Source organism: Kitasatospora sp. MBT66, assembly GCF_000710405.2.
GTDB lineage: Bacteria > Actinomycetota > Actinomycetes > Streptomycetales > Streptomycetaceae > Kitasatospora > Kitasatospora purpeofusca.
Genome location: NZ_JAIY01000016.1, coordinates 136507 through 161197 on the forward strand (window position 1 = coordinate 136507; position 24691 = coordinate 161197).

The window sequence follows — 24691 nt, forward strand, 5'->3', positions numbered from 1 at the left end:
TTCGAGCGCGTCCGCCGAGACCCCGGCGGCGGTCAGCAGCCCACCCAGGTCGCCCATGTCGTCGGCGGCGGCGACCAGCAGCGCCGCCCTGGTGGGCTCCGGCAGCTGGCCGAGGCGGGCGCCGAACGCGGCCGTCACCCGGCTGGCCGGCGTCGGGTCCGCCGGGGCGGTGGGCAGCGGGCCGAGCAGCCCGGCCCGCTGCTCCTCGCTGAGGGCCCGGGGCAGTTCGATCAGGGCCAGCGGGTTGCCGCGGGCCTCGGCCGCGACCCGTTCCCGTACGTGCGGGGGGAGGTCCGCGCCCGCGTGTTCGGCCAGCAGCGCGGCGACCGCCTCCCGGTCCAGGGCGTCGAGCCGCAGTTCCGGCAGGCCGAGCGGGACCGGCTCGCGCACCGCGAAGACCATCACCACCCCCTCGGAGTCCAGCCGCCGGGCCGCGAAGGCCAGGGCGTCCAGGGAGGCCCGGTCCACCCACTGGGCGTCGTCGACGAGGCAGAGCAGCGGGCTCTCGCCCGCGTACTCGGAGAGCAGCGTCAGCACGCCGAGGCCGGTCAGGAAGCGGTCCTGGCCGGTGGGCGCGGCCAGTCCGAACGCCGCCCGCAGCGCGTCGGCCTGGGGTTCCGGCAGCAGGCCGAGCCGGTCGAGGGCGGGGCGGAGCAGTTGGTGCAGGGCGGCGAAGGGGAGTTCGGTCTCGGCCTCGATGCCCGTCGTCCGCAGCACCCGGGCCGTGGCCGGACCGGGCGCGCCCGCCGGACCCGCCGCACCGCCGGCGGCGCCGCCCCCGGCCGCTGCGGCCGCTCCCGTCGCCTCGGCGGCGAGGTGCTCCAGCAGCGCCGTCTTGCCGATACCGGCCTCGCCGTGGACGACCAGGGCACCGCTGGCACCCTCCGCCGCCGCCCGGAGCAGACTTCTGAGCTGGCCTTCTTCCGCGGCCCGACCGTAGAGCATCCGGGGATTCTAACCGGACGGGTGTACGACCCAGGACCTCGCGTTGGGTCATGGTGACCGATTCACCGGTAGGGGCGGCGCGCCTACCGTCGTACCTGTTCGACCGGTCCCACGGGGGCAAGCACCGGAACACGGAGAAAAGATGACGTTCAGTATCGAGACGGCGCGGCTGCGGCTGCGCCCGTACACCGCCGAGGAAGCCGAGCGGGTGGCCGCCGGCGAACGGCCGGGGAGCGGCTGGAGCCCCGGCTTCCCCCGGGAGGACGACCGGGCGGTGGCGCGGATGTTCCTCGGGGCGCCGCGCACCGAGCCGCTGTTCGAGCCGCAGCTGATCGAGCTGCTGAGCAATGACCAGGTGATCGGCGGGATCGGCTTCTTCGGCCCGCCGGACGCGGACGGCACGGTCGGGCTGGGCTACGGCGTCGCTCCCGAGGTCGAGGGCCGGGGCTACGCCACCGAGGCGCTGCTGGCCCTGCTGCACCGGGGGTTCGCCGAGGGCGGCGTCCGGCGGGCGCTGGCCGACACCACCCATGAGAACACCGCCTCGCAGCGGGTGCTGGAGAAGGCCGGGCTGCGGCGGACCTCCTCCGACGACGAGCTCCACTACTACACTCTTGAGGGCTGATCACTTGCGCAAGCTGACGTATTTCGTGGCCACGACCCTGGACGGGTTCATCGCCGGTCCCGACGGGGGCGACCCGACCGGGCCCGACGGGTTCTTCACCGTCACTCCCGACTATCTGGAGCACCTGGTCACCCACTACCCGGAGACGCTGCCGGGTCCGGCCCGCGAGGCCCTGGGCATCACGGCGACGGGCACCCGCTTCGACACCGTGCTGGAGGGGCGCCGCTCCTACCAGGTGGGCCTGGACGCCGGAATCGCGGACGCCTATCCGCACCTGCGGCACCTGGTCTTCTCCCGCACCCTCACCGAGGCGCCGGCCCCGGCCGTCGAGCTGGTGTCCACCGACCCGGTGGCCCGGGTCCGGGAGCTCAAGGCGGAGGCGGGCGGCGGGATCTGGCTGGTGGGCGGCGCGGAGCTGGCCGGCGCCCTCTACCCGGAGATCGACGAGCTGGTCCTCAAGGTCAACCCGGTCACCGTCGGGGCGGGCATACCGGTGTTCGCGGGCAAGGACGGGGTGAGCCCGCGCGTCTTCACCCTCACCGAGCACACGGTGCTGGCCGGCGGCACCGTCTTCCTCACCTACGCGAGGGCGGCGGCCTGACCGGCCGGCCCGCGGGGCGGCGGACCTCTCGGAGGGTCCACCGCCCCGCGGGCCGGGGCTCCGTCGGCGAGGCCGGACTCGGCAGCGACGGACGATCTCAGCCGGTGAGGCCGAAGTCACGGCCGAAGAGCCTCAGTTGGCGAGACTGAAGTCGCCGCCGACGGGCGCGGCGATCTTGTCGACACCGGTCAGCGCGGTGAGCGAGGTGACCGGGGTGCTGCTGTCGGTGGTGGTGCCGTTGGCGAGCTGGCCGGAGCCGTTGTTGCCCCAGGAGCGCACGGTGTTGTCGCCGAGCAGGGCGACGGTGTGCTCGCGGCCGCCGCTCACCAGCTGCACACCCTTGATGTCCGGGACGGGCACGGGGGTGATCCGGTAGTCCGTGGTGCCGTCGCCGATCTGGCCGGAGGTGTTCTGGCCCCAGGCCTTGAGGCGGTTGTCGCTGTCGGTCACGGCGAGGCTGTGGTTGCAGCCGGCCGCGATCTGGGAGACGCCGCCGAGCCAGATGCCCTGGGTGTCGACCGGGGTGTAGCGGCTGATGGTGCTGTTGTCGCCGAGCTGGCCGGTGGCGTTGTAGCCCCAGGCCTTCACGGAGTTGCCGCTGGTGGGCTTGGTGCCGCCGCTCGGCGGGCCGACCAGGGCGATGTTGTGGTTGCAGCCGGCGGCGATCCGGGTGACACCGGTCAGATTGGTCACCTGGGAGGGCACGTTGCGGCTCGCCGACGTCCCGTCGCCCAGTTGCCCGTTGATGTTGTAGCCCCAGGCCCAGACGGTGCCGTCCTCGCGCAGGGCGATGCTGTGGTTGAGGCCGCCCGCGATCGCGATCACCTTGTTCAGGCCCTCGACCCGGACCGGGACGCTGCTGTCCGCGTTGGTGCCGTTACCCAGCTGGCCGTAGTTGTTCTTGCCCCAGGCCACCACGGTCTGGTCGGCGAGCAGGGCGAGGCTGTGGGCGCCGCCGGCGGCGATGTCGGTGGCGTTGGAGAGGTTGACCACCTGGCCGGGGGCGTTGTGGCTGAACACCGAGCCGTCGCCGAGCTGGCCGGAGCCGTTGGAGCCCCAGGACTGCACCGTCCGGTCCGTCAGCAGGGCCAGCCCGTGGCCGTTGGTGGGACCCGCCCCGCCGGCGGCGATCTTGACCACCTCGGCACTGGTCAGCCCGAGCACGGTGGTGGCGGTGGTGCGGAAGTCGGTCCAGGTGCCGTCACCGAGCTGGCCGGACCGGTTGTTGCCCCAGGACTTGAGGCGCTTCTCCTGGGCGTGGGCGCTGCCCACCGGCACTGCGGCCAGTCCGAGCGCGGTCAGCGCGGCCACCGACGCGGCGAGGGCCGGGCGCAGCCGTCCTCGCCGCGCGGTAAGGGAGTTCGTCATGTGCTGCCTTCCTGTTGACGGACGGTACGGACGGGTCAGCGCGCCAGACTGAAGCTGCCGTTGGACGGCGCCGCGACCATGGAGACGCTGCCGGACTTGGCCAGCACCTGCACCGGAGTGTTGCGCTGGGTGGTGGTGCCGTCGCCGAGCTGGCCCTTGTCGTTCAGGCCCCAGGCCTGGACGGTGCCGTCGGAGAGCACCGCGAGGTTGTGCGCGGCGCCGGCGGCGATGCCGACCACTCCGGTGACGCCGGGGATCGGCACGCTGGTGTTGCGCTGGGTGGTGGCGCCGTCGCCGACCTGGCCCTTGTCGTTCAGACCCCAGCCGCGCAGGGTGCGGTCCTGGAGCAGGGCGAGGCTGTGCGAGGCGCCGCCGACCAGCTCGGTGACGTTCTTGAGCTCCAGGACGGGGACCGGGTAGGGCTTGTCGACGATCGTGTCGTCGCCCAACTGCCCCTTGTCGTTGAGGCCCCAGGACATCACGGTGCCGTCCGCGAGCAGCGCGAGCGCGTGCGAGGCGCCGGCGGTGATGCCCTTGACGGTGGTCAGCTCGGGCACCACGACGGCCGTGGTGCGGGTCGCGGGCACGGGCTTGGGTACGGGGTCGGTCGCCTTGGCCGCCTTCGGGGTGATGCCGAGCTGGCCCTTGTCGTTGTTGCCCCAGGTCTTGACGGTGCCGTCCTTCAGCAGGGCCATGCTGAAGGTGTCGCCGGCCGCGATCGCCTTGACGTCCTCGAGTCCGGCCACCGTCACCGGGAGGTTGGCGTTGGTGGTGGTGCCGTCACCCAGCTGGCTCTTGTCGTTGAGGCCCCAGGCCTTGACGGTGCCGTCCTTCAGCAGGGCCAGGGCGTGCGCGCCGCCCGCGGCGACCGCCTGCACCCCGCCCAGTCCTGCCACCAGGCTCGGCACCGCCCACTCGTCGGTCGCGCTGGTGGCGCCGTTGCCGAGCTGGCCCTTGTCGTTCTTGCCCCAGGACTCCACGGTGCCGTTGGCGAGCAGGGCCAGACCGAAGCCGGAGCCGGCGGAGCCACCGGTGCCGCCGGCGGCCACGGAGGTCAGTTCGGCACCTGCCAGCCCGACGACGGAGGTCGGGGTGAGCCGCTGGGTCTTGGTGCCGTCACCCAGCTGGCCGCTGGTGTTCAGCCCCCAGGAGCGCAGCCGCAGATCGTACGCGGAGGCGGCGGAGGTGGGCAGGGCGACGGAGCCCAGCAGGGTCAGGCTCGCGACCACCGCGGGCACGGCGGTCACGGCGGTCACGGGCAGGCGGCGGGGCTTGCGGTGCAGCGGGTGCATCTCTTCCTCACGTTCGGGGCGGGGGTCGGGGCGCAACGGTCCCGGAGGCACGGACAGCACGAGTCGGGCCGCGCGGAATCCTGGCCGCGCGGCCGGAGGGTCGATGATCGGATCAGCAGAATGCCTGCCCAATGATCAGAACGGTCGTGCGGTTCCGAACCGCTTTCCACCTTGTTGGCCCAGCCCGATCGTTCGACCTCCCCCTAACGGATCGTCAGCGGTTGCGGTGCGTGATCGACTGCCGAAGCATGGGCGGCCGGGGCTCGATGATCAACAAGGATCGTCGATTGCAACTGCCCGATGATTCCGCCGATTTCAGTGGGAGAGACCGTGCCGCGGAGACAACGAGCCAGACTCCTGATCGTGACCCTCAGTGCCGCGATGGCGCTGGCGGCCCCGACGCCGGCGGGCGCGGAGGACACCGAGCCGGCGGTGGTGGTGAACGGGACCTTCTCCTCGCCCACGGTGCCCGCCGACAAGACCTTCAGCGGTGGCGTCGAGGGCTGGACCAGCGTCGGCGGTGTCGCCTCGACCACCCGCGCCGGACATCCGCAGGGCTTCCAGGCGGCCACGCTCGGCTGGAACGGCGGGGGGATCTCGATCAGCACCCGGCTCCGCGGCATCCGCAAGGGCGCCACCGTCACCCTCACCTGGGACGACAACCCGGACATCTGCGTGACTTCCGGCAACGCCCGACGGGCCTACACGACGACTGTCGCGGGCGACACCAACACCCCCGGCAGCTTCACCAGCAACACGCCCACCGGAAAGCCGAACTGGTTCCTCGGCCGGACGTACTCCTTCACCGCCGCCGAGGACGCTCCGCAGATCACCTTCACCTCCACCGACACCGACAAGCCGAGCTGCGGAGCACTGATCACCAACGTCGCCGCCAAGCAGACCGCCCCGCCACTCGCGCCGCCGCAGGGCGGGGCGTCCAGCGACCCCTGCTCCGGCGACGCCAAGGACAACGCGCAGTGCAAGGACCTCACCGCCGCCAAGGACAAGATCGAGAAGTGCCCGCCCACCGACCGGAGCTGCCTCGCGGGCGTGGCCGGTGACGGCAAGGCGGAGAAGGACGGCATCGCCAAGCAGAACCAGGCCGTCGAGGACTTCGGCAAGGTCCCCCGTGACCAGGACCCGAACAAGGCGGCCGGGGACCTCTGCGCCCTCCCCAACGCGCTGACCGCCGGCCTCCGGCCGGGCGACGCGGTCGTCCCGCCGAGCGACTGGTGGTACTGCTGATGGCGCGCCGGCACCGGGCCCTGGCCGCGACGGCGGCGGGCCTGGCCCTGGTCGCCGCCCCGGCCGCCGCGCCGTCCGCGCGCGCCGCCGACACCGTGGACGTCCAGGTGCCCAACGGCACCTTCGCCCAGCCCGTCGCCCCCGACAACGGAACCGCCGCCGGACACACCGACTGGTCCCCCGACAACACCGGCGTGGTCTTCGGCAAGACCCTCGCCCAGCACCCGCGCGGCTACCAGGCCGCCGCACTGAACTGGAACGGCGCCGCGCTGACGATGCGCACCCGGCTGTGGGGAGTGAGGGCCGGGTCGAGCGTCACCCTGACCTGGGACGACAGCCCGGGCGTCGACCGCCGCTGCACACCCGAGCAGGTCAAGGACGGCCAGACCTACAACGTCTCGCTGATCACCACCGGCCCCGCCCCCGACCCGGTGGTCACCACCAAGGGCAGCGACACCGTCGGCACCGCCAACTGGACCAGCGGCCGGGTCTTCGAGTTCACCGCCACCGAGGACAACCCGATGGTGTCCTTCGACTCCGCCGAGCAGCGGGACTCGCTCTCGTGCGGCCCGCTCATCACCAATGTCACCGCCAGGCAGACCCCCGCGCCGGTCGACCAGAAGGTCCGCAAGGAACAACTGCCCGGCCCCAAGGCCTACCGGGGCAACGACCCGCTGGAGCCGGGCGTCGCGGTGGACGACTGCGAGGGCTCGGCCACCAACTGCGTGTTCACCGTGGACAAACGGTCCTCCTACCAGTACTACGGGCAGACCAGGATCATCGGCGAGGTCTACATCAACTGCACCCGCAATGCCGTGGTGGACGACCGGCGGATGGAGAACACCGAGCCCTCGTACGACAGCCTCACCCAGTACTACGCGCTCAAAGGCGCCCCCCTCGTCCCCAGCCGCTCCGACATCTCGCAGAGCCGCCCCAACCTGGCCGCCCAGGCCGCCGCCGGGTTCAGCACCGCGGGCGGCAACTCCGCGGCGGTGAACACCAGCAACCCGCTCACCTGGTCGCGGACCACCACCAAGCAGCTCAACCCCACCATCCAGCCGGGCGAGATGAGCTGGATCGAGGTGCAGCCCGCCCGCGAACGCGTGGCCGGCAGCTTCATCAACGCCCGCAACAAGTACCGCCTGGACGCCGTCTTCGACGTGCCCTCGGCGTCCCTCCCCGACCGCTACTACCAGCGTTCCGGGCCGCTCACCGAGACCGAGCTGCAGCGTTGCGGCTCCGCCCGGCCGACCGCCGGCACCCCGGACAACGGGGCCGGGACGGACAAGCGCCTGCTCACCGTGGACGCCCCGCCTCCCGGGCCGCCCACCCGGTCGGCGCTGCTCTCTCCCTGACAGTGGCTCATACGTCGGCCGCCCTCCCCCGGGGACCGGGGAGGGCGGCCGACGTGGTGGCGGCGCTCAGTCCAGCGGGACCCAGGACCCCCCGGCCGTGAGCCGGTAACGCCCGGAGGGCGGCGCGCCGTCCGTACGCGGCGGCGCCTCCACCAGGCCGTCGCCGACCGGACCGTCCAACGAACGCCCCGGCGGCCGCAGCGACAGGCAGGTGTCCCTGGCGCTGAAGGTCTGCGCCACGACCGTGCTCACGTTCACCGAGGACGGGCTGTCGACGACGATGTTCTTGATCAGCTTGCCGATGCCGCCGACGGTCAGCTCGCCGACCGTGCGCGTCATCGCGTTCACCATGCCGAACTGGAGCTCGTCACCGGCCTTCACGGTGAACTTGACCTGGGTGGTCTCCGTGCTGGTCCGCTTCCACTCGTGCGAGTAGGTCGCCTTGAACGCCAGCTCGAACGACGCCTTGGCGCTGAGCTTCAGCTGCGCGGCGGCCGTCGCGGTGCCGGAGACCGCCACCGTGGGACCGTTGGAGATCTCCGCGTTGGGTCCCTTGTCGCTGGGTGCGGTGATGTCCGTGTGGGTGATCTGGGTCTTGTTGCTGCCGCTGACGCTGCCGGCGACACCGGTCGTGTTGTCGATCGTGCCCTCCAGCGCCGCCCGGCCGGAGATCTCGCCCGCGATGTTGTCCGTGGTGCTCGACTGCAGCACGACGGTCCGGTAGATGTCGATCGGCCGGTTGGTGCAGTTGATCGCGGTGTTGCCGACCGAGGCGATCGCGGAGGTGAACTCGCGGCCGAGCCCGGGAAGAATCCGGAACGAGCAGTCGTAGTCCTGCCCGCACCGGTGGGCGATCGCGGGCGCGTCCTCCTCGCCGTCCGGTGCCGGACCGCCCCCAGCCGGACCGCCCGCAGCCGGACCACCTGCTGACGTACCGTCCGCGACGACCGGGCCGGTGCCCAGCGCCAGCACGGCCAGCACGGCCGGCAGCACCGCGGTGGCCCGGGTCGCGGGTCCGCCCCGCCGGCGCGTCACCGCTGCCTCCAGGTGCCCTCGGTGGTCCGCTCGTACACCGCGTCCGGCACCCTTCGAGCACTCTCGGCCCGCTCCGGGGGCAGTTCGACCAGTCCCGCCGCCGAGGCCCGGCCGGGCGGCCGCAGCGACAGGCACTTGTCCGGCACCGAGAAGGTCTGGGCGACCACCGAGCTGACATTGACGCTGGACGGGCTGTCCACCGTGATGTCCTTGATCAGCTTCCCGGTGTTGTTCACCTTCAGCTCACCGGACGCCCGGGACATCGCGTTCACCACCCCGAACTGGATCTCGTCACCGTTGCCGACGGTGAACACCACCCTGGTCGTCTCGGTGGTCACCGCCTGCCACTGCCGCGAGAAAGCGGCCTGGAACGCCGACTCGAAGGTCGCCTTGGCCCCGAGGTGCAGCGCGTTCGAGCCGGACACCGTCCCGGTCACCTCGGTGGTGTTCTTCACGTCGTCCTTGGTGGTGGGGCCCTTGTCCTTGTTCGGGCCGTTCATGGTGGTGCCGGTGGCGAACCCCGGCGTGACCGTGCCCGACCCGGACACGGTGACGGTGGTGTCCACCCCGCCCTCCAGCGCGGCCGTCCCGGAGATCTGGCCGCCGATGTTGTCCGTGCTGCTGGTGACGAAGCTGACGGTGCGGTCGATCTGCATCACGTCGTCGGTGCAGTTGATCGCCGCGTTCCCCACCGACAGCACCCCGCTCACGAACTCGCGCGGCGCCCGGTCGTACATCCGGAAGCTGCACCCGGCTCCCCCGTCGCACAGCCCCGCGACCTCCTCGGCCGAGGGCAGCGGCACCTCTCCGTCCAGGGCCCGGGCCACCGGGAACGGCGGCGGACCGGCCGGTGCGGCGGCGGCCGGCGCACCCAAGGGCACCAGCACCGCTATCGCGGCCGCCCCGGGGAGCAGAACGGCGAACCGGCCGGCGGGCCACCGCGCGGCCGTGCGGGCGGGCGGATGTGCGGGCGGGCATGCGGAAGCAACCACGGGCACTCTCCTCATCCGTGAAACGTCATCCGTGAACGGGGGCCACCGGGGGCGCGCACCGGCCCGTCCGGTCCTCCCATCCTCGGCGAGGCTCACGTCGTGGGCGAACCGTCACCCCCCGCTCCTGCGCCGTTCGGCGGGTCCCGGGGTCGGCGGGACCCTGGGGCGAAGGTGGGGCATGATCATCTCCATCGGTACGACGATCCGGGGGGAGTCCGACGATGGAACGCGCCGAGATGGAGACCTTCCTGACACTCTGCGAGGAGCTGCACTTCGGCCGGACCGCCGAACGGCTGCACGTCACCACGGGGCTGGTCAGCAGGACGGTGAAGCGGATCGAGCGGCGGATCGGCGCCCCGCTGTTCGAACGCAGCTCCCGCCGGGTGGCGCTGACCACCGTCGGGGAGGGCCTGCGGGAGGATCTGCAGCCCCTGTGGGACGGCATCGGACGGGCGCTGCGGCGCGCCGAGCGGGCCGGCAGCGGCGTCACCGGCACCCTCACCGTGGGGTTCATGGGCGCGCAGAACGGACGGGTGGTGCACGCCGCCCGCGCGGTCTTCGAGCACCGCAACCCGCACGGCGCGGTCCGGGTGGTCGAGACCCAGCTGCAGCAGCACGCCGAGCAGTTGCGGGAGGGCAGCGCCGACCTGCTGCTGACCACACTGCCGGTGAACGAGCCGGACCTGACGGTCGGCGCGGTGGTCACCCGCGGCCCCCGCTTCCTGGTCCTGCCCGCCGCGCACCGGCTCGCCGACCGGGGCACGGTGACGCTGGAGGACCTCGGCGGCGAGACCTTCGTCGACCTGCCGGGCTGCGTCCCGGACTACTTCGTCGACTTCCACATGCCCCGGCGGACCCCCGGCGGGCGGGCCGTCGGCCGCCACCCCGAGCCCTGCGGCACCTACGCCGAGGCGCTGGCCCTGGTCGCGGCCGGGCGGGCGATGGTGCCCGGCGACGGGCAGCTGCCCCTGCTCTACCGGCGCCCGGACCTCCGGTTCGTCCGGGTCCGCGACGCTCCGCCGGTCGAGCAGGGGCTGGTGTGGCGCTGCCGGGACGACACCGACCCTCGGGTGCGGGCGTTCGCCGACGCCGTCCACGAGGTCGCGCCGGCCCTCGCCCCGCCCGGCGTGGCCCCGGTAACGCCCGTCGCCCCGGCCCGGTAGGCGTCGCCCCCCGCCACCCCGGTCACCGTCGTCCCGGCCGCGGCCGCTACTCGCGGGCGCCGATGACGTCGGCGGGCCGCCCGGCGAGTGCCCGCCGGCCCGGGATCAGCGTGGCCGCCAGGGCCAGGGCCGCCGCGACGCCCAGCACCCCGAGGAACGCCACCGGATCGACGCTGGGCGCGGCGGACCCGGTCGTCCCGATGCTGTAGGCGGTGAGGACCGCGAGCGCGATGCCACTGCCGAGCACCGCCGAGACCAGCACCACCAGCAGGGCCTCGATCCGGAGCACGGCCAGCACCTGACGCCGGGTGGTGCCCACCAGCCGCAGCAGCGCGAACTCCCGGCGCCGCTCGGAGACCGACATCGCCAGGGTGTTCACCACGGCGATCGCGGTGAAGGCGACGACCAGGCCCATCGCGACGTAGTTGACCTCGGCGCCGGACCGCTGCGCCTCGGCCCGCACGGCCTCGGCCCGCTCCCGGTCCAGCACGACGACCCCGGGCAGGTCCGCCACGGCCCGGCCCAGCGCGTCACGGCCGGGGCCGCCCGCGCCGGAGGTGCGGACGAGCAGGGTGGCGGGGAGCGGCTTGTCGAGGTGTCCCGCCACCACCTCCCCGCTCAGGGTGACGTCCCCGAAGCCCAGACCCCGCCGGTGCACGGCCACCACGTCCAGGACCACCGGCGTACCGTCGCCGAGGGTCAGCTCCAGCCGGTCGCCCGGCCGGCGGCCCAGGTCGGCCGCGGCGGTGTCGCTCAGTGCCACGCTGCGCGGTCCGAAGCCGTCGAGGGTGCCACCGGTGACGCCGGGGTCCCAGGTCCGGGTGAGGCCCTCGGTGGAGACGGCCTGGGCCGGGTACTTCGTCAGACCGACCCGGACCGAGGTCCGGACGACCCCGGTCACCGCGGTGACCCCCGGCAGCCGGCGCAGCCGCTCGGCCGCCACCTCGGGCACGCCCGGTGCGGTCGAGCCGACCACCCAGTCCGCGGTGGTCCCGGCCCTGGCCTGCGCGGTGGCGGCCGCGTCCGTCGTGGTCCCGACGAACAGCACGGTGCAGACCATGGCGATCAGCAGCGCGAGCGGGGTGACCGCGGCGGCCGTCCGCCGGCTGCCGGTCCTGGCGTTGGCGGCCGCCAGGTGACCGGCCACCCGGAAGGCCCGCAGCGGCAGCGACAGCGCGGCGACCCCGGCCCTGACCAGCGGCGGACCGAGCACTGAGACGGCCGTGGCGAGGACGACGACGGTCAGGAAGGTCACCGGCGTCGAGGCGGGTTCGGAGTGCAGCGTCGAGAGGACGGCGAGCAGGACGGCGCCGCCGAGCAGCAGCCCGACCCCGGCGAGGGAGCGGCCCCGGCCCAGACCGGACCGTTCCACGGCCGCCTCGGCGAGGGCCTCGGCCGGCCGGATGCGGGAGACCCGGCGCGCCGAGATCCTCGCCGCCGCCCAGGCCCCCGCGGCCGTCGCGGCGAACCCGGCGAGGAACGGCAGGAAGCCCGGGGTGAGCCGCAGCGTCTCGGGCACCGCCCCCAGCGCGACGAACCTGCCGTACAGCCAGAGGGCGACGGGCAGGCCGGCGCAGACCCCGGGCAGCCCCGCGAGCAGCCCGACCAGCACCGCCTCACGGCCGATCAGCCGGCGGACCTGCCGGGGTGTCGCGGCGACGGCCCGCAGCAGCGCGAGCTCCCGGTGGCGCTGCTGCACGGCCAGCGCGAAGGTGCCCGTCACCACCAGGACGGCGACCAGCAGCGAGGTGCCGCCGATGGCGCCGCCCAGGGACACCAGCTTGGTCCGGGCCTTCGCGGCGTCGAGGAACTCGACCGGGCCCCGGTCGTCCCCGGTGGCCACCCGGGCCGTGCTGCCCGCACCGGTCAGGGCGGCCCGGACCCGGGCGGCGAGCTCCGCGCCGGGCACACCGGGTTCGGGCAGCACACCGACGGCGGCGACCAGCCCGGGGCGGCCGGCGAGCCGGGCGGCCTCGTCGTCGGCGAAGAACAGCGAGGTCTGCTGCCGCAGGTCGCCGTCGGCCGGGGCGGCCACCCCGCTCACCCGGTACTCGCGCGGAGCGCCGGTCGACCGGACCGTCAGCCGGGCGCCCGGGGCGAGGCCGGTCCGCCCGGCGAGTTCCCGGTCGACGACGACCTCGTCCGCACCGGCCGGGGCGGCGCCCGCGACCAGCGTGAACGGGGTCAACGGGGCCGAGGTCCAGGCGTGCCCGAGGGACGGCCCGCCGTCGACGCCCGCCAGCACCTGCCCGGCCGCGCCGACCGCGTGGGCGGGGAAGGTGAGCTCGGGCAGCACGGCCCGCACCCCGGGCAACGCCCGGAGCCCGTCCACGGTGCCGGCGGGCAGCCAGGCCCGCTCGCCGAGCGGCTTCTCCTTGTTCTTGGTCTTCGTCTTCCCTCCACCGCCCGACACGGTGACCTGGTGGACGTTCTGGTCGGCGGCGACGAGCACCGGGGTACCGGCGTAGCGCTCGGTGCCGATCGTGCCGCCCAGGCCGGTCTCCAGCAGGATGCCGCAGGCCGTGACGAGCGCGGCGGCGCAGAACAGCGCGAGGAAGGCACCCGTGAACGCGCCCCGCCGGGCGCGCAGGGTCTGCAGGGCGTAGCGGAGCATCAGGCCCACGCTCCGAGGTGCGTCATCCGGTCGGCGACGCGGTCGGCGGTGGGTGCCGGCATCCGGTCGACGATCCGGCCGTCGGCGAGGAAGAGCACGGTGTCGGCGTAGGAGGCTGCGACCGGGTCGTGGGTCACCATGACCACCGTCCGGCCGTCCTCGTCGACGCAGGAGCGCAGCAGGGCGAGGACCTCCTTCGCCGTCACCGTGTCCAGGGCGCCGGTGGGTTCGTCGCCGAAGACGACGTCGGGGCGGGTGATCAGGGCGCGGGCGATCGCCACCCGCTGCTGCTGGCCGCCGGAGAGTTCGGCGGGCCGGTGGCCGGCCCTGCCCTCCAGTCCGACCCGGCGGAGGATCTCCTCGCACCAGGCGGGGTCCGTCCGCTCGCCGGCCAGTCGCAGCGGCAGCTCGATGTTCTGCCGCACCGACAGGGCCCCGATCAGGTTGAACGCCTGGAAGACGAAGCCGACCCGGCGCCGGCGCAGCTCCGTCAGCGCGTTCTCGTCCAGGTCCGCCAGCGGGGTGCCGCCGATGGCGGCGTGGCCGCCGGTCGGCTTGTCCAGGCCGGCGGCGCAGTGCAGGAAGGTCGACTTGCCGGAGCCGGAGGGGCCCATGACGGCCGTGAACGTGCCGTGGGCGATGTCGACGGAGACGCCGTCCAGCGCGCGGACCGTTCGCGCGCCCCGGCCGTACTCCTTCACCACGCCCTCCAGGCGCAGCGCGGGGGCGGGGGCGGGGCCGCCGTCCGGGGGCCGGGGGTCGGCGGACGGGCGGGTGCCGTGACGGGCGCCGTGACTGGTGGGCATCGCAGACTCCAGAACTCGGTGGTCGATCTGCGACGACGCTAGGGAGCGGCGTTATCGGGGGCTTATCGGCCGGTTAAACCGCGGCGGTGCCCGGTTGAGCTGCGGCGGGACCGGGGCGGCCGGTGGTGGTACCCGGTCGGGCGATGGCGGTGTCCGGGCACACCTCGCCCGCGCGGGCCAGGGCGGCCCTGGTCCGCTCCACCCAGGGCGGCGCGTCGATGCCGCGGAAGAGGTCAAGCGCGGCGCCCAGCTGGGCCCGGGCCGGTACCGATCGGCCCGCCTGGTGGTGGAGTTCGCCGAGGTAGAGCCTGACCTTCGCCTCCACGATCGGGCTCCAGGTCCGCCCGGCCACCTCCAGCGCCTCCTCCAACGTCCGCTCGGCCTCGTCCACCGCGCCCGCCCGGTGCCGGGCCTCGGCGAGCCCCAGTAGCGTGTACGCCAGCCCGAGCAGGTCCGAACGCTCCCGGACGATCGCGAGCGCGCGGGTGAACTCCACGGCCGCCGTCTCCGGCCGGCCGACCGCCAGGTAGGCACAGGCCAGCCGGTACCGGGCCTGCGCGACGCCGCGCAGCGTCCCGCCGATGCTCTCGCAGATCCGCACGGCCTCCTGCCCGAGCGCGACCGCTTCCTCCGGCCGGCCGAGGTCCAGGGCGCACTGGGCGAGGCTCTGCAGGGCGAACCCCTCGCAGGAGAGGTCGCCGACCGTCCGGAAGACCGTCAGGGCGTCCCGAAGCCGGTGTTCGGCCAGCTCGTAGCCGCCCCGGTGCCGGTCCACGAGCGCGAGGCCGTTGAGCACCATCGCCCGGCCGAAGTCGTCGCCGTCGGCCTCGAACAGTTCCAGGGCGCGCCTGTAGTGGCGGGCCGAGGCGTCGAGCCGGCTCAGCCGCAGCTCGACCCCGCCGAGTTCCCGCTCCATGGCCGCCTCGCCGCGCCGGTCGCCCGCGGCCCGGGCCGCCTCCCGGGCGGTCTCGCTGCACCGGCGCCAGTCCTCCACGTAGTTGCGCGCGGTGAACAGCGTCCCGGTGGCGGCCGCCAGTTCCCAGGACAGCCCGGCCAGGCCCGTCCTGGCGCTCTGGTCCACGGCGGCGACCAGCGACAGCCGCTCGGCCTCGTACCAGTCCAGCGGGACGGCCAGCAGTTCGTCCAGCAGGGCCGGGTCGAGGTCCGGGCCCGGGCTGCTCCCGCGGATCACCGCGAACGGGCCGCCGTACTCGCGGCGCCGGGCCTCGTCGGCGATGCCCAGGAAGGTGAGGAAGAAGCGTTCGCGGGCCGCGTCCCGCGCGGCCGCCGGCTCCTCGGCCCGGGCCAGCTCGCCCGCGTACAGCCGCATCAGGTCGTGGAAGCGGTAGCGCAGCTGCCCCGCGGCGTCGACCCCGACGGCCTCCAGGAACTGGGTGTCCACCAGGTGCTCCACGAGGCGTTCGGCCTCCGCCACCCCGGTGTCCAGCAGTGCGGCACCGGCCCAGGCCGCGAAGTCGGGCACGGCGAGCAGCCCGATCAGCCGGCAGAGCCGGGCCGCGTCGGGCGGCAGGTAGCGGTAGCTCAGCGCGAAGCTCGCCCGCACCTGGGACTCGCCCCGGCTCAGTTCGTCCAGCCGGCGTCGTTCGTCGGCCAGCCGGGTGACCAGGTGGCGGACCGTCCAGTGCGGCTTCGACGCCAGCCGGGCACCGGCGATCCGCAGCGCGAGCGGCAGCCGGTCGCAGAGCTCGGCCAGCCGGGCGACGTCCTCGGGCGCGTCCTGGAGCCGGGCCCGCCCGACGATGCGTTCGAGGAGTTCGACGGACTCCGGCCGGGGCAGCAGACCGAGCCGGACCCTGGCCGCCTGCGGCCAGGTCACCAGCTCCTCCAACTGGTCCCGGCTGGTGGCCAGGACGGTGCAGCCGGCGCTGCCGGGCAGCAGCGGCCGCAGCTGCGCGAACGTCCGGACGTTGTCGAGGACGATCAGCATCCGGCGGTCGGCGAGCAGGCTGCGGTAGAGCGCGACACGGTCCTCGGACCCGCTCGGGACGGCGTCGCTCTCCACCCCGAGCGCGCGGAGGAACCGCCCCAGGACGTCGTCGGCGGTGGTCAGCGCGTGCTCGTCGGAGTAGCCGCGCAGGTCGGCGAAGAGCGTGCCGTCCGGGAAGCGGTCCCGGACCCGGTGCGCCCAGCGGACCGCGAGACCGGTCTTGCCCACCCCGGCCACCCCGGTGACCAGGCCGACGGCCGGGACGGGCCCGGCGTCGTCCGGGTGCGGCTCCAGCAGGGAGTCCAGCGCGGCGAGTTCCTCCGTCCGGCCGGCGAAGCCCGCCGCCTCCGGCGGGAGTTCGGACGGCACCGGGACGCCGCTCGGCAGCCACCGGCGGTCCGGCGGCCCGGCCGCCGCGGGCGCCGTCTCCGGCTCCCTCGCTGCGGAAAGCCCGGGCAGCAGCACCGGGTCGTCCCGCAGCATCGCCTCGTTCAGCTCCCGCAGGGCCGGCCCCGGCTGGACACCGAGCTCGTCGATGAGCCGGCGCCGGGCCTCCCGGAAGCCCGCCATCGCCTCGGCCCGGCGGCCGGACCGGTACTGCGCGAGGATCAGCTGCTGGCGGGCGCGTTCGCGCAGCGGGTGCTCCCTGACCCGGGCGGCCAGTTCGGGCAGCAGCTCCCGGTGCCGGCCGAGCGCGAGCCGGACCTCGGTCGCCGCCTCCTGCACGCTCAGCCGCACCTCGTCCCAGCGCGCGGCCTCCGCCTCCACCGGTCGTCCGCGCACCCCGGCCAGGGCCCGGCCGCGCCACAGTGCCAGCGCCTCGGTGTAGGCGTGCTCCGCCTCCTCCGGCCGGCCCGCGCGGACCGCGGCCTCCGCGTCGGCGACGAGCGCGGTGAAGACGGCGCTGTCCACGGTGTGCCCGTCGGTGCGCAGCCGGTAGCCGGGGTGGGCGGTGACGATGACCGCCTGGTCCCCGCTCTCGCGGCCCTCGCCGCCCCCGGTGCCCGGGCGGCCGAGCGACTTGCGCAGCCCGGCCACCACGATGGCCACCTGGGTCCGTGCGCTGGCCGGCGGCGCGCCGTCCCAGAGCACGTCCACCAGGGTGTCGGTGGCGACGATGCGGCCCGGGTCCAGCAGCAACAGGGCCAGGACGGTGCGCTGCCTGGCTCCGGCGATCGTCACCGGTCCGTGGCCGGCCGTGACCGCGAGCGGCCCGAGTATCCCGAAGCCGAGCGGATCGCCCATCCGTTCCTTCTCCCCCGTTCCTTCTCCCCCGTGTCCGACCTGCGGTTCGGCCGTGCGCCACCCCTGGCACCGGACCGGTCGGAACGATCACCTTACTCAGGCCGGGCGGGGCGGGGCGTCCCGGTTCGCGGTGTGGGCGAGGAGGGCCGGGACGACGGTGTCCCAGGTGTGCTCGGGGAAGACCTCGTGGCCGGTGCCCGGCAGGGCGAGGAAGCGGGCGCCGGGGATCTCGGCGGCCAGGGCGCGCCCGTGCTCCGGCGGGAACAGCGGGTCCTCCTCGCCGTGCAGCACCAGGGTCGGCGCGGTGATCGTGCCGAGCCGCGCCCGCCACGGGGTACCGGCGTCGAGCAGGTAGGGGTTGGTGGACTGGGCCGCGAGGTCACGCGCGTGGTCGACGATCCGGGCGGCCAGCCGCCGCACCCCGTCCTCGTCGAACGGGCGTGAGACGGCGGCGAACGGGCGCTCGCCCTCGACGATCGACTCGACGGCGGCCTCCCGGGCGGCCGCGGCGTCCCGCTCCGCCTTCGCGCCCTGAGCGTCCTGCTCGACCCGCTCGACCCGCTCGACCTGAGCGTCCTGTTCGACCTGGGCGAAGAAGGCGGCGAGCCGGTCCGACACGGGCGGCAGGTCCGGCTGCTCCTGCCCGGGGATGCCGGGCGTACCGGAGGCGAGGGTGAGGGTGGCCACCCGGTCGGGGTGACCGAGTGCCAGGAGCTGGCCGACCGCGGCGCCCTGGGACATGCCGAGCACATGGGCGCGCCCCAGGCCGAGCGCGCCGATCACGGCCGCGGCGTCCTCGGCCAGGTCGGGCAGCGCGTACGGCGGCGCACCGACCGGGAAGGTCGTCGAGGCACCCGCGTCCCGGGCGTCGTAGCGCACGACGCACCGGCCGCCCGCGACCAGCCGGCGGACGAAGCCGTCGGGCCAGTTGAGCCGGCAGTGTCCCGCGCCGTGGATCAGCAGGATCGCGGGATCCGCAGGATCGCCGTGCACTTCGGCCGCCAGCTCCGCACCGTCGACCTCGACCTCGACCTCGGCCGTACGCCGGTTGTCCACCATCGGAATCCGCTCCCGCCGGGCTGTCGTCACGTGTGAGCACGACTGTACGGAGGCCCTACGACAAACCCGGTCCGGCGGGCCCGACCGGGCCGCCCGTCTGCGTATCCGGGCCGGCGTGGTCATCATGGAAGGGCGGTCGACGGGCAGGAGGACACCCGATGGAGCTCTTTCCACCGATGCCGCTCGACGAGTGGCGGGAGACGAAGGAGACGCTGCACCGCTTCGCCCAGGTGGTCGGCAAGATCCGGCTCGCGGCGAGCGTGCGGCGCAACCACTGGTGGAACGTACCCTTCCACCTCACCGGGCGCGGGCTCACCACCCGGCCGATGGGACTGGTGGACGGCAACCCGGTCTTCACCGTCGACCTCGACCTGGTCGACCACCGGCTGGTCGTCACCGTGGCGGACGGCAGGACGGCGTCCTTCCCGCTGCCCGGCCACTCCGTCGCCTCGTTCCACCGGCAGACCCTGGAGACGCTGGCCGCACTGGGCATCCGGGTGGACATGCCGTTCCCCCGGCCCTACCGGCTGCCCGACGCCGACCGGCCGTTCGCCGAGGACACCGAGCACGCGACGTACGACCCGGTCCTGGCGAACCGCGCCTGGCAGGTGCTCGGCCAGGTCGCGCTGGTGCTGGAGGAGTTCTCGGCGCGCTTCTCGGGCAAGGCCAGCCCGGTCCACTTCTTCTGGCACTCCTTCGATCTGGCGCACACCCGCTTCTCCGGACGCCCCCTCGACCGGCCGACCGCGGCGGACCCGGTGACCCGCGAGGCGTACTCCCGGGAACTGATCAGCTTCGGCTTCTGGTTCGGCGACGCCGACCTGGGCGAACCGGCCTTCTACTCCTACACGGCCCCCGAACCGGAGCAACTGGCCGGGGACCCGCTGGTACCCGCCGCCGCCCGGTGGGTGGAGGCCAACGGCAGCCACCTGGCCGTCCTGGGCTACGCCGAGGCCCGGGCGGAGGCCGACCCGAGGGCGGCCGTCCTCGCCTTCTACGAGGCCGCGTACCGGGCCGGTGCCGTCCGGGCCGGCTGGGACGTCGACCGGCTGGCCTGCCCGGGCGGGATCACGGACCCCGGACTTTCCGCTCCGCCGCCGCCCTGAGCCGGGCGGGGCGGGCCGGGGCAGGTGCCGGTCAGTGCAGGTCAGTGCAGGTCAGTGCAGGTGCGACTGCCAGTCGGCCGGGACCTTGCCCGCCGGGCCGGGGGTCGGCTGCGCGAGCGGGTGCGCCGCCGGGGCCGCCAGTTCCGGCCCCTCGTAGTACTGCTCGGTCTCGATGTTCCAGAACCACTGCTCCCCCGGCTCGAAGCTGGCCAGGAACGGGTGGCCCGCCTGCCGGGCGTGCCGGGTGCCGTGCTGCGAGGGCGAGGAGTCGCAGCAGCCGATGTGCCCGCACGCGGCGCAGCGCCGCAGGTGGAACCACCACCCCGGCCCGTCGCCCGCCAGGCACTCCACGCAGCCGTCCCCGCTCGGCGGCACGGACGGGTCGATCCCCTGGTCCTGCTGGTCGTCGTCCATCGGACATACCTCCCGGTCGGGTCCGGAGCCGTCGGACGTCTTCGTCCGACAACCACGATCCGACTCCGACAGAGGTTCCGCGACCGGCGGCGCCCGGGCTTGAAGCACCCGCGCGGCTGTGCGTGACTGGAGGGGAGCAGCAGCACTCCCCCGGCCGACATCGAGGTGACCCGGATGGGATTCATCGGCACGGTGGGCCTGGTCCTCCATCCCGAGCGCACCAGCGCACCCACCGTGGACACCGTGGTCCGCTGGAGCCGGGCCCGGGGCACCAAGGTCCTCGGGCTGGCGGCGGAGGTGTCCCGGATCGGCTGCGAGGCCATCCCGGTGGGCGCCGAGGAGATGACCACGAGCGCCGATCTGCTGATCAGCCTGGGCGGGGACGGCACCATGCTGCGCACCATGCGGCTCGCGGCCGGCGGCCACGCGCCGGTCCTCGGTGTCAACGTCGGGCGGCTGGGCTTCCTCGCCGAGGTCGACATCCCGGAACTCCCCGCCGCGCTGGACGCCATCGACGCCCACCGGTTCACCGTCGAGGTGCGCTCCGGGGTGCACGCGCGCTTCGGGGCCGACGAGGAGACGGCGCTCAACGACATCGTGCTGCTGCGCAGCCCGGGGCACCGGTCCGCGGCGGTCGCGGTGCGGGTCCAGGGCCAGCCCTTCGTGGCCTACACCGCCGACGCGGTCGTCACCGCCACGCCGACCGGCTCCACCGCGTACAGCTTCTCGGCGGGCGGCCCGATCGTGTCCCCCAACGCGGAGGGGCTGCTGATCACCCCGGTGGCACCGCACGCCGCGTTCAACCGCTCGGTCTTCCTCTCCAGCGGTGAGCGGCTCGACCTGGAGGTGCTGTCGCACAGCGGGGACCTCGCCGTCGAGGCGGACGGCCGCCTGGTCGGCCATGTCTCGCCGGGCGACGTGGTCGAGGTGACCATGCTGCCCGCCGCCGCCCGCGTCGTCCGGCTCGGCCGCACCACCTTCTACCAGCGGGCGCAGCGCAAGCTCCGTCTCACCGGCTCGGCGGAACCCGGCTGACCCGGCTGACCCGGGCCGCGACCCCGACCGACCCCGGCGACGCCCCGACGCCCCGGCGCCCTAAGGTGGTGACCGTGGAACGTGTGCTGGTCGCCGGGATCTCGGGGGCGGGGAAGACGACGACGGCGGCCCGGCTGGCCGTGCTGCTGGACCTGCCCCGCTACGAGCTGGACGCGCTGCACCACGGGCCGGGCTGGGTCCCGCGCGCCGAGTTCCGGTCGGACGTCGAGGCCTTCGCGGCGACCGGGCGCTGGGTCGTCGAGGACCAGTACACCGGCAAGCTGGGGGACCTGCTGCCGGCCCGCGCCGACACCTATGTCTGGCTCGACCTGCCCCGACGCACCGTCATGCAGCGGGTCCTGCGCCGCTCGGTGGCTCGCGCGCTCACCCGCCGCGAGCTGTGGAACGGCAACCGCGAGAGCTTCCGCAACTGGCTGGACCCGGAGCACCCGATCCGCTGGGCCTGGGCCCGTCACTCCGCGTACCGTCGGCGGACGCTGGACCGGCTCGCCGCCCACCCCGGCCTGACCGTGGTCCACCTGACCTCCGCGCGGGCCGCCCGCGCGTGGCTCCGGACGGCAGGCCGCCCGGACGCGGCCTGACGCCGGCCCGACACGGGCCCGACGCACGGTTCCGGCCGTCAGCCGGGGGGCGCCGTGAAGCGGTACCCGGAGTCGATCAGCATCGGCAGGAAGGTCTTGAGCGCCGCGACCGTCTGCGAGCGGTCCCCGCCGCCGTCGTGGGTGAGGACGATCGCGCCCGGCCGCAGTTCCTTCTCCAGCCGCTTGGTGATCACGTCCGTGCCCGGCGTCGCCCAGTCCTGGGGGTCCACGGACCAGGCCATCGGCCGCATCCCCAGCTCGGCGCCGACCTTCAGCACCGTCGGCGACCAGCCGCCGCCCGGGGCGCGGAACCAGGTCGGTGCCCTGCCGGTGAGCCGCCCGAGCAGGTCGGAGGTGCGTCCGAGCTCGTCGCGCACCTTCGCTGCGGAGAGGCCGCTCAGGTCGGGGTGGCTCCAGGAGTGGTTGGCAATGTGGTGGCCGCGCGCGGCGACCTCCCGGACCAGGTCGGGGTGGACGTCCGCGTTCTCGCCGATGAGGAAGAAGGAGGCCCGGATCCCGTACTGGTCGAGCAGCGCCAGGACGGACGGCGTGTACCGCGGATCGGGTCCGTCGTCGACGGTGATGGCGACGACCTTCCGTGCGGCGTCGAGCTCGTACACCGGCCGGCTCTCGGCCGCGGTGACCACCCGCGGCGAGGGCGCGGCCGCTGACGCAGGCGCCGACGCCGACGCGGGCGGGCTGCTGGGCGCCGGAGTGCCCGCGGCGGGTACGGCGCTGCTGGGCGCGGGCGCCGGGGCCGGTGACTCGGTCGGGGAGGAGGACGGGGTTGGGGTTGGGGAGGGGGCTGGGGACGGGGCTTCGGCAAGGGAGGCGTCCAGCGCACCGGCGGCCGCTTCCTCGCCGCGGAGCGGTCCCCGGAAGTTCCCGTGGCACCCGGCCACCCCGAGGAGCGACAACCCGGCCCCGAGCATGAGCATGCGTCGCGAGACAATCTGACGATCAGATGGCATGACGGATGCCTCCCCGCTCCCCCGGGGCCCTGCTCCGACGACCACCACTACGGGTGCACGAGACCGCTCCGGCAGCCCAATCCCCGTAGTGACCGGGGGTGTCGCGGCCGACTGCATCCGGCCGCGACACCAAGCCCGCCGCCACCCGCAGCGCACGGGCAGCGCGGCTCAGCCGAGCGGAAGCTCCAGGACGGCCTCGCCCTGGGCCGGGGTGGTGATGGTGGTGGTGCTGTCCGGCACGCCCGTGAAGGCGTAGAGCTTGTCGCGGCTGTTCACAACCAGGGCGAGACGGTGGCCGTCGGGCAGGTCGTAGGCGGCCGGCTGGAGCTTCCAGTCGAGGGTCCGCTCGGTACCGGCACTCAGGTCCGTGGCGGTGAAGGGCTCGTGGGTGATGATCCGGGCGGTGCCGTCCGGGGCCACGTCGAAGAGGTAGGCGACCAGGGTCACGGCGTCGGCCGCCTCCGCCCGGACCGCGAGCCTGACCCCGGCGGAGCCGCGGATCCGGCGGCCTCCCGCCAGTGCCTCGGTGGACCACAGCAGCAGCCGGTCCCGCTCGAAGGCCGCCGGCCGGTACTCCTTCGGGTTGCCGAACCACTCCTTCTGGCCGGTGGCCATGATCGCGTCCATCGCGGTGGCGCTGGTCTCGTGGCCCGCGGTGAAGGACCGGCTCCAGCCCGTCGAGGGCTTGTCGGACAGGGTGCCGTCGCCGTTGCCGCCGTTGCCGCCGAGGTACCAGGCCTCGCTGCTGACCTTGGCGTCCTCCCAGGAATCGAGCGGCTCGCGCCGGGCCGGGGCGGTGATCAGCCGGCCGCCGCCGACGACCGGCGCGGTCTTGTAGGTGAACATGACCTGGCTGTTGACCACGGGCCAGTCCGGCACCTCGTTGGCCGCGCCGAGCAGGTGGTGGTCCAGCCAGGCGTACGCCTCCCGGATCGGCGTCAGCAGGCCGGGGAAGGGCAGTCCGCTCGGCACGCCGCTGATGCCGGTGCCCTCCGGGGCCCCGTGGTCGCCGATCCACAGGTTCAGGTGCTTCGGGACGGTGAGCTTCTCGAAGGTGTCGATCGCCTCTCCGACCGGGAACAGGCCCTCGTGCCAGGTGTTCGAGTAGTAGGTCGGGATCTCACGCTGGTTGGTGATGCCGACGTACTTCTCCGGGGACCGCTCGGTGCCCCACTCCACCACGCGGTCCATGTGCTCCCCGTCCCGGAAGTACTGGAGGATCTGCCGCGTCGGCTCGTCGAACTTGTCCGCCTCCTCGCCGCCGGTGAACCCGACCAGCAGCCGCACGGCCTCCTCGTGCCGGGTGCCGTGGTCGTAGAGGCTGGTGGCGAGGTTCCCCCAGGTGCTCAGCGCGGCCACGGCGGCGACCCGGTCGTCCTCGTCGTGCGCGGCGACCAACTGGCTGATCCCGGAGCCGTAGGACAGGCCCAGGAAGCCGACCTTGTTCGGGTCGAAGTGCTCCTGCGCGTAGTCGATCACGAGCGAGCCGTCCGCCCAGTCCTTCGGACCGGCGACGTCGACGAACCCCTCGGAGGTGGACACCAGGCCCGGTGTGCCGATGCCCCGCGGGGTGTAGGCCAGCACGTGGTAGCCGCGCGCCGCCAGCGAGAGGTACCCGTAGACGAAGGGCAGCCAGCCGTAGGGGTTCCAGCCGGCGGGCACGATCACCACCGGACGCTGCTCGGAACCGCTCTGCTTGATCGAGAACGCCGAGAGCGCGAAACCGTCCGCCGTGGTGATGCGGGGAAGGGCGACCTGGGCACGCTGCCGCACTCCCGCCGCCAGCTCCCGCAGTTCCTCAGGGAGTGCGGCGTCCGTCCCGGGACCCTGGACGGCTGCGAGCAGCGCCCTGGCGACGGCGAGCACCGAGGGGTTGATGTCCAGGCTCGCACCGCGCCAGATGCCCTGGGTGGCGATGTCGGTGAGTGTCGCGTCGGTGATCGACGGGGTCGGCTCTCCACCAGCGGTAGTCATACGAAGCGCCCTTCTCTGATCGACAGGGTGCCCGCGGCGGGCACCGTTCGGCCGAATCATGTTCCGGCGGGGCGCGCACAAACGGACGACCGGCCAGCTCCACCCGAAGGAGTGAATACGCGGGCCTCCGTCAACGGCGGCGGCCGGGCCGGGCGCAGAGACCGGTCATCGGCAGGATCGAGATCGAGACCCCGGCGAACAGGGCGCCGTGGTCCGCGCCCGTGGACTGCTGTTGGAAGTGGTTCAGCGGGCGGGCGGCAGCGATCCGCCAGAACGTCACCGCCGCCGACGACATT

General features: G+C 74.2%; 21 protein-coding genes. 8 read left to right on the forward strand and 13 right to left on the reverse strand.

What is annotated here, in order from left to right; all coding sequences use genetic code 11:
- Positions 1-945, reverse strand: a 945-nt coding sequence (locus tag BI06_RS52655) for an AAA family ATPase (protein ID WP_043475567.1), incomplete at its 3' end; no start/stop codon positions are given.
- Between the two features lie 142 nt (positions 946-1087).
- On the opposite strand from BI06_RS52655, the gene BI06_RS36570 reads away from it, so the two are divergent.
- On the forward strand, positions 1088-1570 hold the full coding sequence (locus BI06_RS36570; RefSeq protein ID WP_030394649.1) for a GNAT family N-acetyltransferase: 483 nt from the start codon (positions 1088-1090) through the stop codon (positions 1568-1570).
- Between the two features lie 4 nt (positions 1571-1574).
- On the forward strand, positions 1575-2171 hold the full coding sequence (locus BI06_RS36575; RefSeq protein ID WP_043475570.1) for a dihydrofolate reductase family protein: 597 nt from the start codon (positions 1575-1577) through the stop codon (positions 2169-2171).
- A gap of 132 nt (positions 2172-2303) precedes the next feature.
- Here BI06_RS36575 and BI06_RS36580 read toward each other — a convergent pair whose 3' ends face one another.
- Both BI06_RS36580 and BI06_RS36585 read right to left on the reverse strand, forming a co-directional pair.
- Positions 2304-3539, reverse strand: coding sequence for a hypothetical protein (locus tag BI06_RS36580; protein ID WP_043475571.1), 1236 nt, complete (start codon positions 3537-3539; stop codon positions 2304-2306).
- 35 nt (positions 3540-3574) lie between these two features.
- Positions 3575-4831: a hypothetical protein gene (locus BI06_RS36585; RefSeq protein ID WP_051742688.1), complete on the reverse strand. Its 1257-nt coding sequence runs from the start codon at positions 4829-4831 to the stop codon at positions 3575-3577.
- A gap of 363 nt (positions 4832-5194) precedes the next feature.
- Between BI06_RS36585 and BI06_RS36590 the strand changes: the two genes are divergently transcribed.
- Together BI06_RS36590 and BI06_RS36595 are read left to right on the forward strand one after the other, a co-directional pair.
- On the forward strand, positions 5195-6076 hold the full coding sequence (locus tag BI06_RS36590) for a hypothetical protein (protein ID WP_043475574.1): 882 nt from the start codon (positions 5195-5197) through the stop codon (positions 6074-6076).
- Positions 6076-7431, forward strand: a complete 1356-nt coding sequence (locus BI06_RS36595; RefSeq protein WP_043476232.1) for a hypothetical protein — start codon at positions 6076-6078, stop codon at positions 7429-7431. Before BI06_RS36590 ends, BI06_RS36595 begins: the two co-directional genes overlap by 1 nt.
- Positions 7432-7497: 66 nt before the next feature.
- On the opposite strand, the gene BI06_RS36600 is transcribed toward BI06_RS36595, so the two are convergent.
- On the reverse strand, positions 7498-8466 hold the full coding sequence (locus BI06_RS36600) for a hypothetical protein (protein WP_051742691.1): 969 nt from the start codon (positions 8464-8466) through the stop codon (positions 7498-7500).
- Positions 8463-9458 (reverse strand): hypothetical protein, encoded by a 996-nt coding sequence (locus tag BI06_RS36605; RefSeq protein WP_149030598.1) that lies wholly within the window; start codon positions 9456-9458, stop codon positions 8463-8465. Before BI06_RS36605 ends, BI06_RS36600 begins: the two co-directional genes overlap by 4 nt.
- A gap of 221 nt (positions 9459-9679) precedes the next feature.
- Between BI06_RS36605 and BI06_RS36610 the strand changes: the two genes are divergently transcribed.
- The gene (locus BI06_RS36610; protein ID WP_051742693.1) at positions 9680-10621 is read left to right on the forward strand and encodes a LysR family transcriptional regulator; all 942 of its coding nucleotides are present in this window, start codon (positions 9680-9682) and stop codon (positions 10619-10621) included.
- A 46-nt stretch (positions 10622-10667) separates the two neighbouring features.
- On the opposite strand, the gene BI06_RS36615 is transcribed toward BI06_RS36610, so the two are convergent.
- From BI06_RS36615 to BI06_RS36630, 4 genes are all read right to left on the reverse strand, one after another.
- A complete protein-coding gene (locus BI06_RS36615) occupies positions 10668-13235 on the reverse strand; it encodes an FtsX-like permease family protein (protein ID WP_199523414.1) in 2568 nt (855 codons plus the stop codon).
- Complete coding sequence (locus BI06_RS36620) at positions 13235-14041, reverse strand: ABC transporter ATP-binding protein (RefSeq protein ID WP_082558946.1); 807 nt, start codon at positions 14039-14041, stop codon at positions 13235-13237. The genes BI06_RS36615 and BI06_RS36620 overlap by 1 nt, the downstream gene beginning before the upstream one ends.
- Before the next feature lie 73 nt (positions 14042-14114).
- Positions 14115-17234, reverse strand: coding sequence for a BTAD domain-containing putative transcriptional regulator (locus BI06_RS36625; RefSeq protein WP_063795103.1), 3120 nt, complete (start codon positions 17232-17234; stop codon positions 14115-14117).
- A gap of 96 nt (positions 17235-17330) precedes the next feature.
- Positions 17331-18293 (reverse strand): alpha/beta fold hydrolase, encoded by a 963-nt coding sequence (locus BI06_RS36630; RefSeq protein WP_043475582.1) that lies wholly within the window; start codon positions 18291-18293, stop codon positions 17331-17333.
- 158 nt (positions 18294-18451) lie between these two features.
- Between BI06_RS36630 and BI06_RS36635 the strand changes: the two genes are divergently transcribed.
- On the forward strand, positions 18452-19399 hold the full coding sequence (locus BI06_RS36635; RefSeq protein WP_030394658.1) for a DUF5996 family protein: 948 nt from the start codon (positions 18452-18454) through the stop codon (positions 19397-19399).
- Positions 19400-19450: 51 nt separating this feature from the next.
- Here the strand turns inward: BI06_RS36635 and BI06_RS36640 are convergent, their stop codons facing one another.
- Complete coding sequence (locus tag BI06_RS36640) at positions 19451-19813, reverse strand: UBP-type zinc finger domain-containing protein (RefSeq protein ID WP_030394659.1); 363 nt, start codon at positions 19811-19813, stop codon at positions 19451-19453.
- A 174-nt stretch (positions 19814-19987) separates the two neighbouring features.
- Between BI06_RS36640 and BI06_RS36645 the strand changes: the two genes are divergently transcribed.
- Positions 19988-20848, forward strand: a complete 861-nt coding sequence (locus tag BI06_RS36645; protein WP_107113482.1) for an NAD(+)/NADH kinase — start codon at positions 19988-19990, stop codon at positions 20846-20848.
- Between the two features lie 74 nt (positions 20849-20922).
- On the forward strand, positions 20923-21450 hold the full coding sequence (locus BI06_RS36650; RefSeq protein ID WP_037780312.1) for an adenylate kinase: 528 nt from the start codon (positions 20923-20925) through the stop codon (positions 21448-21450).
- A 38-nt stretch (positions 21451-21488) separates the two neighbouring features.
- On the opposite strand, the gene BI06_RS36655 is transcribed toward BI06_RS36650, so the two are convergent.
- The 3 genes from BI06_RS36655 to BI06_RS51730 form a co-directional block, all read right to left on the reverse strand.
- Entirely contained in the window at positions 21489-22070 is a 582-nt protein-coding gene (locus BI06_RS36655; protein WP_051742695.1) for a polysaccharide deacetylase family protein, read from the reverse strand.
- A gap of 519 nt (positions 22071-22589) precedes the next feature.
- Positions 22590-24395 (reverse strand): CocE/NonD family hydrolase, encoded by a 1806-nt coding sequence (locus BI06_RS36665; protein ID WP_043475585.1) that lies wholly within the window; start codon positions 24393-24395, stop codon positions 22590-22592.
- A gap of 130 nt (positions 24396-24525) precedes the next feature.
- Complete coding sequence (locus BI06_RS51730; protein WP_157855277.1) at positions 24526-24690, reverse strand: hypothetical protein; 165 nt, start codon at positions 24688-24690, stop codon at positions 24526-24528.
- Position 24691: the final 1 nt, after the last annotated feature.

Bases quoted from the DNA above. Each gene is read 5' to 3' on its own strand.
- BI06_RS36570 (WP_030394649.1), top strand. From the start codon at position 1,088: ATGACGTTCAGTATCGAGACGGCGCGGCTGCGGCTGCGCCCGTACACC.
- BI06_RS36580 (WP_043475571.1), bottom strand. From the start codon at position 3,539: ATGACGAACTCCCTTACCGCGCGGCGAGGACGGCTGCGCCCGGCCCTC.
- BI06_RS36585 (WP_051742688.1), bottom strand. From the start codon at position 4,831: ATGCACCCGCTGCACCGCAAGCCCCGCCGCCTGCCCGTGACCGCCGTG.
- BI06_RS36595 (WP_043476232.1), top strand. From the start codon at position 6,076: ATGGCGCGCCGGCACCGGGCCCTGGCCGCGACGGCGGCGGGCCTGGCC.
- BI06_RS36610 (WP_051742693.1), top strand. From the start codon at position 9,680: ATGGAACGCGCCGAGATGGAGACCTTCCTGACACTCTGCGAGGAGCTG.
- BI06_RS36615 (WP_199523414.1), bottom strand. From the start codon at position 13,235: ATGCTCCGCTACGCCCTGCAGACCCTGCGCGCCCGGCGGGGCGCGTTC.
- BI06_RS36620 (WP_082558946.1), bottom strand. From the start codon at position 14,041: ATGCCCACCAGTCACGGCGCCCGTCACGGCACCCGCCCGTCCGCCGAC.
- BI06_RS36625 (WP_063795103.1), bottom strand. From the start codon at position 17,234: ATGGGCGATCCGCTCGGCTTCGGGATACTCGGGCCGCTCGCGGTCACG.
- BI06_RS36630 (WP_043475582.1), bottom strand. From the start codon at position 18,293: ATGGTGGACAACCGGCGTACGGCCGAGGTCGAGGTCGAGGTCGACGGT.
- BI06_RS36635 (WP_030394658.1), top strand. From the start codon at position 18,452: ATGGAGCTCTTTCCACCGATGCCGCTCGACGAGTGGCGGGAGACGAAG.
- BI06_RS36640 (WP_030394659.1), bottom strand. From the start codon at position 19,813: ATGGACGACGACCAGCAGGACCAGGGGATCGACCCGTCCGTGCCGCCG.
- BI06_RS36645 (WP_107113482.1), top strand. From the start codon at position 19,988: ATGGGATTCATCGGCACGGTGGGCCTGGTCCTCCATCCCGAGCGCACC.
- BI06_RS36665 (WP_043475585.1), bottom strand. From the start codon at position 24,395: ATGACTACCGCTGGTGGAGAGCCGACCCCGTCGATCACCGACGCGACA.
- BI06_RS51730 (WP_157855277.1), bottom strand. From the start codon at position 24,690: ATGTCGTCGGCGGCGGTGACGTTCTGGCGGATCGCTGCCGCCCGCCCG.